The organism is Streptomyces sp. B6B3, assembly GCF_039871525.1.
GTDB lineage: Bacteria > Actinomycetota > Actinomycetes > Streptomycetales > Streptomycetaceae > Streptomyces.
Map to the genome: position 1 here is coordinate 717,364 of NZ_JBDPLU010000002.1, position 14,276 is coordinate 731,639.

The following is a 14,276-nucleotide window of genomic DNA, read 5'->3' on the forward strand; positions in this document are numbered from 1 at the left end:
TGCCCCAGCCCGGTGGTCGGGGCAGGAGGCCCGACGCGTCAGGCCGTTCGGGCGAGCCGGCGCTGGAGGGCCCGCACCTTACGGGCCGCGCTGCGCACCGTCCGGTTCCGCGGGATGAACGCCAGGCGCTGCGGCACGGCGCCCGGGAGCGCCAGCGCGGTGAGCCGGCGGCGCTTGAAGTAGCGCCGGGTCTCGCCGTGGAACGAGTCGGCCAGGAAGCGCTCGGCGACCGGCCGGAGCCGCGGGTAGAGCTGCGGCTGCATCGAGAAGCCGACGGCCGCGAGCAGGCCGGTGAGCGCCTCGCGGTTCTCCTTCTCGGTCGGCATCCGCCAGGCCCGCACCGCGCCGGGGTCGTCGAGCGGCGGCAGCATCGCGTCCACGATGGTCACCGGGACCCGGTTGCTGTTCTGGTACGGGGCGAGGCGTTCCAGCAACATCTCGGTGCCGAGCCGGGCGACCGGGAGGTTGTAGAAGACGCAGGCGGTGAGCAGCGCGGTGGAGAACGCGCCGACGACGAGCGCCGGGCGCAGCCGCTCGTAGAGCACCTCGGCGAGCACCGGGACGTCCAGCACGGTCAGCTCGACGCCGAGCGCCTCCGCCTCCTCCTCCAGGCGCCGCGACCAGCCCACGGGCGCGGTCGGGTGCGGTTTGAACACCACGTGCCGGTGGCCGAGTTCGGCGACGCCGCGGAGCATCCGCAGATGCAGCTCCTGCTCCTCGGCGGGCTGCAGGATGTCCAGCGCCGAGAGGTACTGGCCGAGCACGAGCGCCGGCGGATCCTCCGACGGGGCCAGCTGGTCGGGCGCGGCCGGCACGGCGGCGTCGGCGAGATCGGCGAGCACCTTCCGCATCGCCGCGGTCGGCACGGTGCACGGCGGCACGTCGAACTCGGTGAGCAGCAGCGGCCGCACACCGGGCAGCAGGTCGGGGTGGAGCAGCCGGTCGATGCGGGTGCCGATGAGCAGTTCGAGCTTGTTCCGGGTGGGGCCGTAGCTCATCAGCCCGTCCGCGTAGACCTGTATCGGGGCGGCGGGGAACAGCCGGGCCAGCGCGCGCGACGGGTTGACCTGGATGGACTCGACGACGAGGTCGAGCTCGTCGTCGCCGAGGTCCCACAGCATCCGCAGGTGCCGCTCCCACATCGGGACGTCGACGGCGCGCGGCTCCCAGGATCCGGGGTGCATCGGGGCTATCGCGTCGTTCCAGGACAGCACCGCGTCGAACCGGCCGCGCAGCCGGTCGAATCCCGGCGTCTCGTCGAGCGCCGGGGTGGTTTCCGGGCTCGCGGCGTTGTTGCAGACCAGCAGCAGCCGGCGCCGCGCGGCGGGGAACAGCTCGCTGTCCAGGGCGGCGGCCAGGGTGGCGGCGCCGTAGAGGGTGGAGGCGACGAAGAGCTGGATGCGTGGGGCGTCGCTCGGACAGTTCATCAGACGGCCGCCTTGGCGGGGGAGGTGCCGGGGGCCGGCTGGCCGAGCCGGCGGCGCAGCCAGCGCAGTCGCCCGGCGCGCTCGTAGTCCATCTCGTCCAGCGCCTCCGCGAGGACGTCCTTCGGCATGCGCTTGAGGGCGGCGGCGCTCATCGCGCGCAGCTTGCGGGCCACGGGTGCTTCGAACCTCTCGCTGTTGTTCAGGTGGTGGGAGATGATGGCGCAGTAGGTGCGGACGGCCTTGGGCAGCAGCCGGTCGGCGTCGGGATCGCGTGCGGTCTCCTCGACGACCTGGTCGAAGGCGCGGATGAAGTCGAGCTGTCGGACATCCCCGATCTGGGTCAACGAGGAGGCGACGCCGCGCCGGTAGAAGACGCCGAGCAGGCCGACGACGGCGAACGAGCGCGCCTCGCGGTGCAGTCGCCAGATCCAGGGCCGGTCCTCGGCGGTGCGCAGGCCGTCGGTGAAGTGCAACAGGCCGTCGTCCAGCAGCCGGCGATGGTAGATGCCGGCCCAGGCGTAGGCGTAGTCCACCGACGTGGTGGTGTCGACCGGCAGGATCGCCTCGCGCGGGTTCAGCACCACACCGCGCCGGCCGTGCGGCACGCGGTGGATGGTGCGGGCGCGGGCGGCGCACTGCACATGGTCGGTTCGCACGAAGTCGCAGTCCAACTCGGTGATGGCGGAGAGCAGTTGCCGGTAGTAGCCGGGCGCCAGCCAGTCGTCACCGTCGAGGAAGGTGACGTACGTGCCCCGGGCCCGGTCGAGACCGGTGTTGCGCGCGGTCGCCAGTCCCCCGTTCCGCTCGCGTGGCAGGAAGGTGGCGTTGGGGAGTTCGCCCGCGGCGCGCTCCAGGATGCGCGGTGTGTCGTCCTTGGAGCAGTCGTCGACGAGGAGGAACTCGATCTCCTCAGTCGCGTTGGCGTGCAGACTCCTGATCGCCTCGGGGGCGTAGGACTGCACGTTGTAGAACGGAACGATGACGGAGAGCCTGACCATTGGGGTGATCGTAGGTTCGTGGCCGTCCTCAGTTCTGTCGGTCACCCAACGCCGGGGTGAACGCTAGGCGACGGGTCGGCGTACGTCGTTTCTCCCGCGTTCCCCTCGCGTCCGGCGGCGTCGCGGCCGGCCCTAACGGTGCACTCTGGCGCGGTCCACCGCGGTCACGCCGATGGCGGCCAGGGCGATCTGGATCAGCCACTCGATCCAGTCCACGCCGTTCGTGTCGGCGACGTCGAGCCCTTCGGCGATGGCGGTGCCGATGAGGGCGGCGACGATGCCGACGACGATCGTCCACAGGATGCCGACGCGCTGGCGACCCGGCAGCACCAGCCGGGCCAGGGCGCCGATGACCAGACCGATGATGATCGCGCTGATGATGCCGGAGATATCCATGTACGAGCCCTTTCGTGTGATGTGCCGCTTCGAGTGTCCCGTTCCCTCCGGGGCACTCCTCAGCGGGCCGCGAGCGCCTCGTCGACCAGGCCCCTGAGCAGGCCGTACGCGACCTTCGGGACCTCGGCGCGGCGGCCGGGCCCGGCGTTGGCGAGCGCGACGAGGGCGACGTCCGCCTGGGGTGAGAACCCGGCGAAGGTCGCGAAACCTCGGTCGCCGCCGGAGTGGAAGTACATGTCGTGGTCGGGGAAACGGCGGACGTTCCAGACCAGCGCGAGGTGCTGGTCGAGGCGGGGCAGGGCCAGGCGCGGCCGGCGGACCTCGGCCAGCGCGGCGGCGAGCGGGCTGGTGGCGGGGCGGAGGTGGGCCTCCAGGAAACGCAGCATGTCGCGGGCCGAGCTGACGACACCGCCGGCGGCCGGCAGGCCGTGCGCGGTCATCGGCGGGAGGGGACGCCCGTTTCGGTGGCCGGTCGCCCAGCCGGGGCGGGCGACGGTCTCGGCCGGCGGGGCCGGCACGGCGACCGTGTCGCGCAGACCCAGGGGCGCGCAGACCCGGGTGGCGAGGAGGTGTTCGTAGCTCTCCCCCGTCGCCTCGGCGAGGACGGTGCCGAGGAGGCCGACGCCGTGGTTGGAGTAGCGCACGTACCGCCCGGGCGCGGGCCAGGGGCGACTGCGGGCCGCGGCCCGGCGCAGGTGGTCGGCGGTGAACCGGGAGTACGGCAGCGTCGTCCAGCGGGGCAGCGCCGTCAGCAGCAGGCCGAGGGGCTGCCGGCTCAGTCCGGCGGTGTGGGTGGCCAGGTGCAGCGGCGTGATCCGCCCGCCGTCCCCCCGGTGCGGCCGTTCGCCCGGCGGGAGGTGGCGGGCGATCGGCTCGTCGAGCCGCACCTCGCCGCGCAGGTGCGCGTCGGCCAGCAGCAGGGCGGTGCAGGTCTTGCTGAGGGAGGCCAGGTCGAAGCCGGTGGCCGGTCCGGCCGCCGCGCCCCCCACGGCGGCGGTCCTGCCCAGGCAGACCGTGCCGCGTTCGTCGCCCCGGGTGGCGGCGACGGCCACGGCGGTCGCGCCGACCGCGACGGAGACCAGCCGCCGCGCCGCCTCCCCCAACCCGAGCACGTCGGCCTTGCCGGCCGGCTCCGCAGGAGCCGCCGGCGCCCCCACGTCCGCCCGCTCGGGCACCAGCTCAGCCACTGCGGCCCGTCCCGCCCCGCCGAGCACGGGCGGGCCTGCGGCACGCCGGCCGGCGGCCACCCGCCCCGGGCCGCCGCCCCGGCGGCACCGCGGTTCCGGCCGGGCCCTGGCCGCACGCCGCGAGCTGCCCCGGAGGAGGCGAGCACCGAGCGCGTCGCACCGGCCAGGCACGCCGCCCAACGGCCGGAACGCCCGGAACCCCGGTGGGCCGCGCCACCGCCGGGCCACGCGCCGCAGGATGTCCCACACCCGGCACGCACCGAGCGCCTCGCACCGGCCAAGCACGCCGCCCAACGCCCGGAACGCCCGGAACGCCGGTGGGCCGGCGGCGAGCACGGCCCGGCAGCGGCCACACCGGCGAAGCCGCGAGCCCATCCGGCGCCGCGAGGCGCCCCGCATCCGGCAAGCCCGGCGCGGGACTCATGCCGCGGCACCCCGCGGACGGCACCATGAGCCCGAACGCCACGACCGGACCACGCACCACAGGGCGCCCCGCACCCGGCAAGCGCCGAGCGTGTCGCACCGGACCGACGCGCCTCCCGGCGCCGGGAGCGCCAGCGGCTCTCGCGCCGCCGCCCACCTGCCGGCGGCAGCCCAGCCGGCAGTGCCGCGTGCCCGGCGGCAGGGAGCGGGCCGCGTGGCCCACCGCCGCGGCCTCGGGGGTCGGCCGCCCTCCGACGGCACGCGCGCGGGAGGCGCCGCGCTCACGCCGCGGCGCCCAGGGCGCGGGAGAGGGCGATCGTGCCGGCGGCCGCGGCGACCACGGTGGGGTGGTGATGCGCCCGGTAGACCTCGGCCGGATCGTCGGGCAGCGGCTCGTCGTCCCGGGGCAGCATCCCGTCCTCGTGCTGCACCGCGGCCAACCGCTCCCAGTTCTCCACCCCGCACACCGGCTCCGGCAGGCAGTTGTCGGTCAGCAGCAGCTCCCCGATCAGGTCCCACTGCCCGACCTCCCGCCAGGTCTCCACCCAGGCGGGCAGCCAGGTGGCCAGGTACTCCTGGATCCGCGGGGGCAGGCCGTCCCGGTCGCCTCCCCAGTCGGTGAGGTGGAAGACGGTGTGGGTGACGTTGTAGGCGGCCATCCAGTCCATCGACCAGGGCTCGGGGGTGGCGCCGAGCCAGGTGAAGTCGGTCAGCGCCGCCCAGTCCCGTTGGTCGTCGAGCCCGACGACGCGGGCGGCGTTGGCCACCGCGAGCTGACGGTTCGGCAGCACCTCGGAGACCCGCGGGGAACGCAGCCGAAGCAGGTGCCGCAGGAGTTCGTCGAGCTTGCGGTGCCGGTAGCCGGCGCGGGCGAAGTGCGCGTACAGCTCCAGCGGGTCGCTCAGCATCGGGTGCCGGAGCTGACGGGCGTACAGCAGGTCGCCCTCGCGCAGTTCCTCCCAGGCGAAGTCCAGCAGTCGCTGGGCCGTCTGCGCCTCCCCCGGTCCGGCGACGCCCTCGCGCAGCATCAGGGAGGCGGCCAGCGCCGTCTCTCCCAGCGGCTTGTAGGTCTCATCGGGCTTGGGCATGTCCACCGTGCTCTCCATGTTGAGAGCGCCCAGCTGGTGGTGCTGGGCGAGCCAGTCCAGCGCGCGGCTGGCCATCCGGTGGGCGGTGGTGGCGACGGAGTCGGTTGACGCGGTCATGCTGGTGCCTCCCTGCGGTGCAGCAGACGTCGACCGATCTCGACGTCGAGCACCGTGCGGGACTCGACGGCCCCGAAGAGCTGGATGTGGTCGAGCAGCGGGCCGGCCTCCACGGGCATCCGCAGCCCCTGGCCGGTCAGCAGGGCCAGCCACCGGCCGAGCCGGGCGGCCAGCGGGAAGTCCCGGCGGAGCATCGCCCAGGTCAGACCCCGGACCAGCGGGACGGTGTTGCGGCGCGCCGCCTCGTGCACCGGGCCGTCGAGCCCCGGCAGGGCCAGCGGGGAGAGCTGGGCCAGCTGCACGCACCACGGGCGCCAGGTGATCGCCTCGTCGCCGTCCGCCGGCCCGCCGGCGAACGACTCGACCGCCGGACGAGGGGGCGTGTCCAGGGAGAGGCCACCCTGCCGGGTCACGATCTGCAGCAGGCCCCAGTCGCGCCAGGCCGCCACCCGGGCGGTGTCCGGGTCGGTCCCGGGAACGGCCGGGGCCAGCGGGAACAGCCGCATGGCCTCGACGGCGGTGGCCGCGTCGTCCTCCGGCACCGCGGCGCCGGCCAGCACATGGGCGGCCAGCGCGTCGCCGGCGAGGACCCGGACGGCCGCGAGCGCGGCCTTGGGATCGGCCGCGGACTCGACGTGGTGGGTGAGGGAGTCCGCGTCGCGCGGATGGTCCAGGGCGGTCAGCACGCGGTTCGCGAGGTCGGCCGTGGCCGCCGCGAAGTCCGTGTCGACGGTGTCAGCGTTTGCCATCCAGGGCTCGCCTTCGGTGGGTTCCGAACGGGTGGTGGAACGGGTGGTGGAACGGGTGGTGGGGGGACGGGCGCGGTCACGGCGACGTGGTGGCGATGCCCCTCCGGGTGGCCACCCGGAGATCGCATCGCCACCAACGCCGTGGAGCCTCCGCGAACCCTCAGACCTTCTTGGGCGCCTTCGGCTCCTGCGGCTCCTTGGGAGCGGCGAGCAGCAGGCCGAGCAGTAGGGTCAGCGCGGCTGCCTGCGGGACGAACAGCGGCGCGTCGCTGACGCCGGCCTCGGGCTGTATGGCGAGCCTCATCACCGCGCCCTGCTCCGCGGGGCCCGCTAGCTCGGTACCGGCCGGACGGGTCATCTGACGGTTGGCCATAGGTCTCTCCTTCCAGATGTGGGCCGTCACTCACGACCCCACGGTCCAAAGGTAGACAAATACGGACAAACGCGCCAACGAGGAGGAGACCCCCTCCGTACCGCCGTTCGGGCGACCCCCGTCAGGCCGTCACCTCGGAGCGGTCCCCTCCCCACAGGGTGTGGAACGTGCCCTCGCGGTCCGTCCGCTGGTAGGTGTGGGCCCCGAAGTAGTCGCGCAGCCCCTGCACCAGCGCGGCCGGCAGCCGGTCCGCCCGCAACGCGTCGTAGTACGTCAGCGCGGCCGAGAACCCCGGTGTCGGGACGCCGAGTTCGGTGGCCGTGGCCACCACGTGGCGCCACGCGTTCTGGGCCCCGAGCAGCGCCTCCCGGAAGGTCGGGTCGGTCAGCAGGGTCACCGGCGCGCCACCCGCGCCGCGCCCGCCGTCCCGGTACGCGGCCCTGATCTCCTCCAGGAAACGCGCCCTGATGATGCATCCGCCGCGCCAGATGGCCGCGACGCCCGCCGGGTCGATGTCCCAGCCGTACTCCTCGCTGCCGCTGGCGAGCAGCTGCCAGCCCTGGGCGTAGGCGACGATCTTGGACGCGTACAGCGCCTGCTCGACGTTGTCGGTGAACTGCCGGGCGTCGTCCGGATGCAGTTCGGGGCGCGCCGGGCCCGGCAGGTCGTGCGCCGCCTCGCGCAGGTCCACGTGCCCGGACAGCGAGCGGGCGAAGACCGCCTCGGCGATCCCGGAGACCGGCGAGCCGAGGTCGAGCGCGGACTGCACGGTCCACCGCCCGGTGCCCTTCTGCTCCGCGCGGTCGGCGACGACGTCGACGAACGGGCCGCCGGTCGCGGCGTCGGTGTGCGCCAGCACCTCGGCGGTGATCTCGATCAGGTACGAGTCCAGCCGGCCGGTGTTCCACCCGCGGAAGATCTCGGCGATCCGGTCGGGGCGGTAGCCGGCGACCCGGCGCAGCAGGTCGTACGACTCGGCGATCAGCTGCATGTCGGCGTACTCGATGCCGTTGTGCACCATCTTGACGAAGTGCCCGGCGCCGTCCGGGCCGATGTGGGTGCAGCACGGCTCGCCGTCCACCTTGGCGGCGATGCTCTCCAGCAGCGGGCCGAGCGCGGCGTAGGACTCGGCGGAGCCGCCAGGCATGATGCTGGGGCCGTGCAGCGCGCCCTCCTCCCCGCCGGAGATGCCGCAGCCGACGAAGTGCAGCCCGCGGTCCCGGAGCGCCGCCTCGCGCCGCCGGGTGTCCGCGAAGTGCGCGTTGCCGCCGTCCATGATCATGTCGCCCGGCTCCAGCAGCGGGGCGAACTCGTCGATCACCGCGTCCGTCGGCGCGCCCGCCTTGACCATGACGACGAGCCGGCGCGGCCGCTCCAGGGACCCGACGAGGTCGCGGGCGGACTCGGCGGGCCGGAAGTCGCCCTCGTGGCCGAACTCCTCGACCAGCTCCCGGGTCCGGGCGGCGGTCCGGTTGTGCACCGCGACGACGTGCCCGTGCCGGGCGAGGTTGCGGGCCAGGTTCCGCCCCATCACCGCGAGCCCGGTGACGCCGATCTGAGCCTGCCGCGCCATGTCACTCAACTCCCGTCCGTCCGCTGAAGCCCCAGCACTCACTCCAGGTCACCCCAGGCCGCCTGCCCCGGCATCCCGCCGGGGAATCCCAGGGCACGTGTCCCTATCCACCCAGAAGTACGCATTCTGTCAGAATCCCGATATGGGACACGAGCAGCAGGAGGAGGACGAGCCGCCTCGCGGCGGAGCCGAGGACGTCACGGCCGCCGACTTCGCCGCCATGCTGACCGGTCTGATCCTCGCCGTCCACTTCACGATGCTGGAACAGCTGCCGGGCGTGGTGGCGAAGCACGCGGCCCGGGTCGGCATGCGGGACGTGCTGATCTACCTGGCCGACCTCCAACAGCGGTCGTGCGTCCTGCTGACCGAGCACGAGCCGCCTCCGGGGAAGGACGGCGAGCCACGCGAGCTGGCGCTGGAGGGCACCGTGGCCGGCCGGGCCTTCCAGCGCGGCGAGATCCTCCCGGCCTCCTCGGTCCAGCAGGATCCCAACCAGTGGTGGGTGCCGCTGCTGGACGGCGTGGAACGGCTGGGCGTGATGCGGATCAGCACCACGGCCGACAGCCCGACCAACATGGACGACATGCGGGTCCTGGCCGGCCTGGTCGCGCTGCTGGTGGTCGCCAAGCGCGGCACGAGCGAGACGCACGCGCGGCTGGTGCGACGGCGGCAGATGAACGTCGCGGCCGAGCTCCAGTGGCGGCTGATGCAGCCGCAGACGTTCGCCACCGACCGGGTGGTGATCAGCGCGGTCATGGAGCCGGCCTACGAGGTCAGCGGCGACGCGTTCGACTACAGCCTGACGGCCAGCAACGTCTACGTGAGCATCTTCGACGCGATGGGGCACGACACCGCCGCCGGCCTCACCGCCAACCTGGCGCTCGCCTCCTGCCGGAACTCCCGGCGACAGGGCGCGAGCCTGGTGCAGAGCGCCAAGGCGGCCGAGGCGCTGCTCTTCGAACAGTTCGGTGGCAACCGCTACGTCACCAGCATCCTGGCCGACCTGGAGCTGGACACCGGCCTGATGCGCTGGATCAGCTGCGGCCACCACATGCCGATCCTGATCAGGGGCCGGACGGCGGTGTCGCTGTCCTGCGCGCCCGGGCTGCCCATCGGCATCGGCGGAAACCTGCCGATCACCGTGTGCGAGAGCCAGTTGCAGCCCGGCGACCGCCTGGTGCTGTACACCGACGGGATCACCGAGGCGCGCCGGCCCGGCGGGCGCGAGTTCGGCCTGGAACGGTTCACGGACTTCCTGATCCGCCACCAGACCGACGGTCTGCCCGTCCCGGAGACGCTGCGCCGGCTGATCAGGCACCACCTGCACTACCACCACGGCCAGCTGGGCGACGACGCCACCGTCCTGGTGCTGGAGTGGCACGGCCCCGAGCCGTACCGGCCCGGGGAGGCGGCGGACCTCGTCGGGGTGCCGGAGCCCGAGCCGGCGATCCGGCCCGTACCGAAGTGATCCGGCGGGTGCAGACGTTCCTGCCGTACCCCGACTTCCCGGCGACCGCCCGGGTGCTGGACGCCCGCCGGCTCGGCAAGCAGCGGGTGGAGACGGTGCAGGTGCTGCGCGGCCTGCTGGTGCCCGGCTACGGCTGGCGCCGGCATCCGGCGGTCCGGATATGGGCCGGCTACCAGGAGGCGCTGGTGCGCTACGGGCTCGACGTCTGCGCGGAATGGTGCCGGGAGGGCCGGGCCGACACGTGCGCGGCGACGCTGCTGGCCGACCTGCGGTCGCTCACCGGCATCGCGAAGCCGCGGAACCAGGACGCGCTGGCCGCGGCCGGCGAGCTGCCCCCGTGGCTCGGCGACCCGGCCTTCCACGTCAGCCACCAGTCCGCGCTGGTGCGCAAGGACCCGGCGGCCTACGCACCGCTCTTCCCCGACGTCCCCGCCGACCTCCCCTACGTCTGGCCCGCCTCCGACCGGGAGACCGCCAGCCCATAGCCGCTCCTCGGCGGCACACCGCGTGCCCGGCCGCCCCGAACCCGGCCGCTGGGCCCGCACCACCGGCCGCGGGCCGGGAACCGGAGCAGGCCGCACGCGGACGGCCCGGCGGGGCCGCCAGCGCGCCACGGATCCCGGTCCGCATCGTCCACGTCTCCTTCCTGAGGGCTCGGCCGGATGCCGCGCCCGACGACCGAACGGAACCGGGCGGGCCGTTTTCCCCGCGGTTTCCGTTCGGCCGACCGGCCCGCGGCCCCGCGTCCTGACGCGGAGGAAACGGCCCGGTCGGGACGATGGCCGGGGAACGTGTGGGGGAAGGAGCCGACGATGCGCGTGCTGGTGGTGGAGGACGAGCCGATGCTCGCGGAGGCGATCGGCGAGTGGCTGCGCGCGGAAGCGCACGCCGTGGACGTCGTGGGGGACGGGGAGGCCGCGCTGGAGCGCGTCGCCGTCAACGACTACGACGTGGTGGTGCTGGACCGGGACCTCCCGGTGGTGCACGGCGACGACGTGTGCCGGGAGCTGGTCGCGGTGGGTGGCACCACGCGGGTGCTGATGCTCACCGCCGCGTCCGAGGTCACCGACCGGGTGGCCGGGCTCGGCCTGGGCGCGGACGACTACCTGACCAAGCCGTTCGCCTTCCCCGAGCTGGCCGCCCGGGTGCTGGCGCTGGGACGGCGCTGTCGGCCCGCCGCGCCGCCGGTGCTGCGGCGCGCCGGCCTCACCCTGGACCAGGGCCGGCGGGAGGTGTTCCGCGGCGAACGCTACGTGCCGCTGTCGCGGAAGGAGTTCGCGCTGCTCACCGAGCTGCTGCGCGGCGACGGCGCGGCCGTCTCCACCGAGCAGCTGCTGGAGAAGGTGTGGGACGAGCACGCCGACCCGTTCACCGGGGTGGTCCGGCTCACCGTGCTGAAGCTGCGCCGCAAGCTGGGCGACCCGCCGGTGGTGGAGACCGTCACGGGCGTGGGGTACCGGATCCGATGAGGCGTCAGACGAGGCGGCGTCCGACGGACGCGCGGCGCCGGATCACGTTGCGCACCCGGCTGACCCTGATCTACGGCGGGATGTTCCTCGCCGCCGGGGTGGTGCTGCTCGGCGCCACCTACGCGCTGTTCCAGCAGCGGCTCGGCGGGGAGGCGTCGCTCACCGCGGAGGGCTCGGAGAACGCCACGAACGGCGCCCCGGCGGACGAACAGGGGTCGCGGCCGCCGCTGACCGACGAGGCCGCCGTCGACGAGTGGTCGAACGCCCAGACCGACCGGCTGGAGGACGCCGCCGCCGCCTCCCTGCTCACCCAGGGCAGCCTCGCGCTGCTGGTGGTCGGGGGCGTGGCCGCGGGCTTCGGCTGGCTCGTCGCCGGCCGCGTCCTGGCCCCGCTACGCCGCGTCACCGAGACCGCGCGGCGGATCGCCGCGGCCCCGGCCGCCGACCGCGGGCTGCACGAGCGGATCTCGCTGTCCGGGCCCGACGACGAGGTCAGGGACCTGGCGGACGCCTTCGACGTCATGGTGGAGCGCCTCGACCGCTCGTTCGACGGGCAGCGCCGCTTCGTCGCCAACGCCTCGCACGAGCTGCGCACGCCGCTGACCGTGGGCCGGGCGCTGGTCGAGATGGCCATGCACCGGACGTCGGCCTCGGCGGACGTCCGGCGGCTGGGCGAGCACCTGCTGGAGATCAACACCCGACACGAGCGGCTGATCAACGGCCTGCTGCTGCTCGCCGGCTCGGACCGCGAGATACCCGAGCGGCTTCCGGTGGACCTCGCCGACATCGCCGCGCACGTGGCCACGCAGACCGAGAAGGAGGCGCGGCTGGCCGGGGTGGCGCTGCGCGAGGAGGCGGACGAGGCGCCCACCGCCGGCGACGCCCTGCTGCTGGAACGGCTGGTGCAGAACCTCGTGGAGAACGGCATCCGGCACAACACCGGCGAGCCAGGCGGCTGGGTGCGGATCACCAGCCGCCGGCTGGCCGACGGCCGGGCGGAGCTGGAGGTGAGCAACACCGGGCCCGTGGTGCCGCCGTACGAGGTGCCCGCCCTCTTCGAGCCGTTCCGCCGGCTGGGCCAGGACCGGGTGATCACGGCCAGGGGCGCGGGCCTCGGCCTGTCCATCGTCCGCTCGGTCGCCCGCGCCCACGACGGCGAGGCCACCGCCCGGCCCCGCGAGGGCGGCGGCCTGGTGGTGGTCGTCACCCTCCCGGCCTGCCCCGGCTGATCCGCGGCGGTCCGAGGGCCGCCGCGGATCGGCCGGGCTGCCGGGCCGCGGCCCTGCGCTCGGCTACGCCTCCCGCGGCTTCCGGCCCACGCCGCCCGCGCACAGCAGTCCCGCGATGCCCAGCGGCCCGGTCACCGGCTCGTCCGGGTGCCAGTACGGCAGGTACACCACGCCGGGCTCGACCATCTCCAGGCCGTCGAAGAACGCGGCGATCCGCGCCATGCTGCGCAGCTGGCCGCGGCCCGGGGCCCGCCGCAGCACCGACTCGAGGCCGCGGGCCACCGACGTCGAGGAGCAGAAGTGCGTCATCAGCAGGTAGCTGCCGGGCGCCAGGCGCCTCTTGTAGGTCTCCACCAGGCCGGTCGGGTCCTCCTCGTCCAGCAGGTGGTGCACCACCGCGGCGAGGATCAGGCCGATCGGCCGGTCGAAGTCCAACAGGCCGGCCACGTGCGAGTGGGCCAGCAGGTCCGCTGGGTCCCGGATGTCGGCGGTGACCACGACGGTGCCCTCGTTCTTGGCGAGCAGGGCCTGGCCGTGCGCGAGGACGATCGGGTCGTGGTCGACGTAGACGACCTTGGCCTTCGGATTGATCTCCTGCGCCACCTGGTGGGTGTTCCGCACGGTCGGCAGCCCCGAGCCGACGTCGAGGAACTGGATCGATGCCCTGCCGCGCCGCGTCAAGCCAGCGGCGGAAACGCGGCTGTGGGAGCGCTTCCTTGAACGCCCGGACGACCCGCCGATCCGGCGTCTCCCCGGGGGAGTCGTCCGGATCGGCCGGGGGCCGGCGTCAGTTCCTGACGAAGTCCAGCAGGGCCGGGTTGACGATCTCCGGATGGGTCCAGGCGATGTTGTGCGGACCGTCGTCGACGGTCACGGCCGTCAGGTCCTTGATCAGCGGCGGCAGCCGCTTCGCCGTGCTCTCGTACGGCAGGATCCGGTCCGCCGTGCCGTGCACCAGCAGCGTCGGGACGTCGATCCGCGGCAGATCCTCGCGGAAGTCCGTCAGCCAGGCGTCCACGCAGTCGTGCGCGGCGTACGGGGAGGCGTGCAGCGCGGAGTTGAAGCTGGCCGTCCACGCCTGGTCGCTGATGCGGTTGCCGCCGAACTTGTCGACGTTGTAGAAGTCGTCGAGGAAGGCCTTGAAGTACGCCGGGCGGTCGGCCAGCACGGATTTCTTGATGTCGTCGAAGACGGACTTCTCGACGCCCTCGGGATTGTCCTCCGTCTTCAGCAGATACGGCGGTATCGCGCCCAGCAGCACGGCCTTGTCGATCCGCATCGAGCCGTGCGTTCCGATGTACCTGGTGACCTCCCCGGTGCCCATCGAGAACCCGCACAGAATGACGTTGTTGAGGTTGGCGTGCTCAAGCACCGCGTGCAGGTCCTCGACGAACGTGTCGTAGTCGTAGCCGACGGTCGGCTGGCTCGACTTTCCGAAGCCGCGACGGTCGTAGGCGACCACCCGGAAACCCGCCTCCAGCAGCGCCCGGGTCTGCTTCTCCCACGACGTGCAGTCGAGCGGATAGCCGTGGACGAGCACGACCGGCTGACCGGTTCCGTGGTCCTCGTAGTAGATGTCGATGGGACCGCTGTTTTCCTGTCCGACGGTGACGAATGGCATCGGTGCGCCTCGCTTTCTCGGCCTCTCTCGGGCTCTCGTCCTTCTCGTCCTCTCGTCGCCCTCGCTTTCGGCACGGCGAGCTCCTCCGTTCCAGTGAAAACACCGGCTCGGAGCCTCGCAACTTCGCCCCGAACCGCCCGGTCCGCCGGAGTGAGCGG

Annotated in this window: 14 protein-coding genes; 4 read left to right on the forward strand and 10 right to left on the reverse strand. The window is 73.7% G+C overall.

The window, feature by feature from the left end; translation table 11 throughout:
- Positions 1–38: 38 nt before the first annotated feature.
- The 8 genes from ABGB06_RS07445 to gndA all read right to left on the reverse strand — a co-directional run bounded on the left by ABGB06_RS07445 (position 39) and on the right by gndA (position 8,331).
- On the reverse strand, positions 39–1,427 hold the full coding sequence (locus ABGB06_RS07445; protein ID WP_347586468.1) for a polysialyltransferase family glycosyltransferase: 1,389 nt from the start codon (positions 1,425–1,427) through the stop codon (positions 39–41).
- Positions 1,427–2,425, reverse strand: coding sequence for a glycosyltransferase family 2 protein (locus ABGB06_RS07450; protein ID WP_347586470.1), 999 nt, complete (start codon positions 2,423–2,425; stop codon positions 1,427–1,429). Before ABGB06_RS07450 ends, ABGB06_RS07445 begins: the two co-directional genes overlap by 1 nt.
- A 132-nt stretch (positions 2,426–2,557) precedes the next feature.
- Positions 2,558–2,821 (reverse strand): GlsB/YeaQ/YmgE family stress response membrane protein, encoded by a 264-nt coding sequence (locus ABGB06_RS07455; protein WP_347586472.1) that lies wholly within the window; start codon positions 2,819–2,821, stop codon positions 2,558–2,560.
- Between the two features lie 59 nt (positions 2,822–2,880).
- On the reverse strand, positions 2,881–4,008 hold the full coding sequence (locus ABGB06_RS07460) for a serine hydrolase domain-containing protein (protein ID WP_347586474.1): 1,128 nt from the start codon (positions 4,006–4,008) through the stop codon (positions 2,881–2,883).
- 704 nt (positions 4,009–4,712) lie between these two features.
- Positions 4,713–5,636 (reverse strand): hypothetical protein, encoded by a 924-nt coding sequence (locus ABGB06_RS07465; protein WP_347586476.1) that lies wholly within the window; start codon positions 5,634–5,636, stop codon positions 4,713–4,715.
- Positions 5,633–6,385: a hypothetical protein gene (locus ABGB06_RS07470; RefSeq protein ID WP_347586478.1), complete on the reverse strand. Its 753-nt coding sequence runs from the start codon at positions 6,383–6,385 to the stop codon at positions 5,633–5,635. Before ABGB06_RS07470 ends, ABGB06_RS07465 begins: the two co-directional genes overlap by 4 nt.
- A gap of 160 nt (positions 6,386–6,545) precedes the next feature.
- Positions 6,546–6,689 carry a hypothetical protein gene (locus ABGB06_RS07475; RefSeq protein ID WP_347586480.1) on the reverse strand — a complete coding sequence of 48 codons (144 nt, stop codon included), beginning with the start codon at positions 6,687–6,689 and terminating at the stop codon, positions 6,546–6,548.
- Between the two features lie 190 nt (positions 6,690–6,879).
- Positions 6,880–8,331, reverse strand: a complete 1,452-nt coding sequence (gndA, locus tag ABGB06_RS07480; protein ID WP_347586481.1) for an NADP-dependent phosphogluconate dehydrogenase — start codon at positions 8,329–8,331, stop codon at positions 6,880–6,882.
- Positions 8,332–8,473: 142 nt separating this feature from the next.
- On the opposite strand from gndA, the gene ABGB06_RS07485 reads away from it, so the two are divergent.
- The 4 genes from ABGB06_RS07485 (at position 8,474) to ABGB06_RS07500 (ending at position 12,497) form a co-directional block, all read left to right on the forward strand.
- On the forward strand, positions 8,474–9,799 hold the full coding sequence (locus tag ABGB06_RS07485; RefSeq protein WP_347586483.1) for a PP2C family protein-serine/threonine phosphatase: 1,326 nt from the start codon (positions 8,474–8,476) through the stop codon (positions 9,797–9,799).
- An 8-nt stretch (positions 9,800–9,807) separates the two neighbouring features.
- On the forward strand, positions 9,808–10,284 hold the full coding sequence (locus ABGB06_RS07490; protein WP_347586485.1) for an MSMEG_6728 family protein: 477 nt from the start codon (positions 9,808–9,810) through the stop codon (positions 10,282–10,284).
- Positions 10,285–10,611: 327 nt separating this feature from the next.
- On the forward strand, positions 10,612–11,268 hold the full coding sequence (locus ABGB06_RS07495) for a response regulator transcription factor (RefSeq protein WP_347586487.1): 657 nt from the start codon (positions 10,612–10,614) through the stop codon (positions 11,266–11,268).
- Positions 11,265–12,497 (forward strand): HAMP domain-containing sensor histidine kinase, encoded by a 1,233-nt coding sequence (locus ABGB06_RS07500; RefSeq protein ID WP_347586489.1) that lies wholly within the window; start codon positions 11,265–11,267, stop codon positions 12,495–12,497. The genes ABGB06_RS07495 and ABGB06_RS07500 overlap by 4 nt, the downstream gene beginning before the upstream one ends.
- Before the next feature lie 63 nt (positions 12,498–12,560).
- On the opposite strand, the gene ABGB06_RS07505 is transcribed toward ABGB06_RS07500, so the two are convergent.
- Positions 12,561–13,178: an SAM-dependent methyltransferase gene (locus ABGB06_RS07505; RefSeq protein WP_347586491.1), complete on the reverse strand. Its 618-nt coding sequence runs from the start codon at positions 13,176–13,178 to the stop codon at positions 12,561–12,563.
- A gap of 106 nt (positions 13,179–13,284) precedes the next feature.
- Positions 13,285–14,118, reverse strand: coding sequence for an alpha/beta hydrolase (locus tag ABGB06_RS07510; RefSeq protein WP_347586493.1), 834 nt, complete (start codon positions 14,116–14,118; stop codon positions 13,285–13,287).
- Positions 14,119–14,276: the final 158 nt, after the last annotated feature.

Bases quoted from the DNA above. Each gene is read 5' to 3' on its own strand.
- ABGB06_RS07445 (WP_347586468.1), bottom strand. From the start codon at position 1,427: ATGAACTGTCCGAGCGACGCCCCACGCATCCAGCTCTTCGTCGCCTCC.
- ABGB06_RS07450 (WP_347586470.1), bottom strand. From the start codon at position 2,425: ATGGTCAGGCTCTCCGTCATCGTTCCGTTCTACAACGTGCAGTCCTAC.
- ABGB06_RS07455 (WP_347586472.1), bottom strand. From the start codon at position 2,821: ATGGATATCTCCGGCATCATCAGCGCGATCATCATCGGTCTGGTCATC.
- ABGB06_RS07465 (WP_347586476.1), bottom strand. From the start codon at position 5,636: ATGACCGCGTCAACCGACTCCGTCGCCACCACCGCCCACCGGATGGCC.
- ABGB06_RS07470 (WP_347586478.1), bottom strand. From the start codon at position 6,385: ATGGCAAACGCTGACACCGTCGACACGGACTTCGCGGCGGCCACGGCC.
- ABGB06_RS07475 (WP_347586480.1), bottom strand. From the start codon at position 6,689: ATGAGGCTCGCCATACAGCCCGAGGCCGGCGTCAGCGACGCGCCGCTG.
- gndA (WP_347586481.1), bottom strand. From the start codon at position 8,331: ATGGCGCGGCAGGCTCAGATCGGCGTCACCGGGCTCGCGGTGATGGGG.
- ABGB06_RS07485 (WP_347586483.1), top strand. From the start codon at position 8,474: ATGGGACACGAGCAGCAGGAGGAGGACGAGCCGCCTCGCGGCGGAGCC.
- ABGB06_RS07495 (WP_347586487.1), top strand. From the start codon at position 10,612: ATGCGCGTGCTGGTGGTGGAGGACGAGCCGATGCTCGCGGAGGCGATC.
- ABGB06_RS07500 (WP_347586489.1), top strand. From the start codon at position 11,265: ATGAGGCGTCAGACGAGGCGGCGTCCGACGGACGCGCGGCGCCGGATC.
- ABGB06_RS07510 (WP_347586493.1), bottom strand. From the start codon at position 14,118: ATGCCATTCGTCACCGTCGGACAGGAAAACAGCGGTCCCATCGACATC.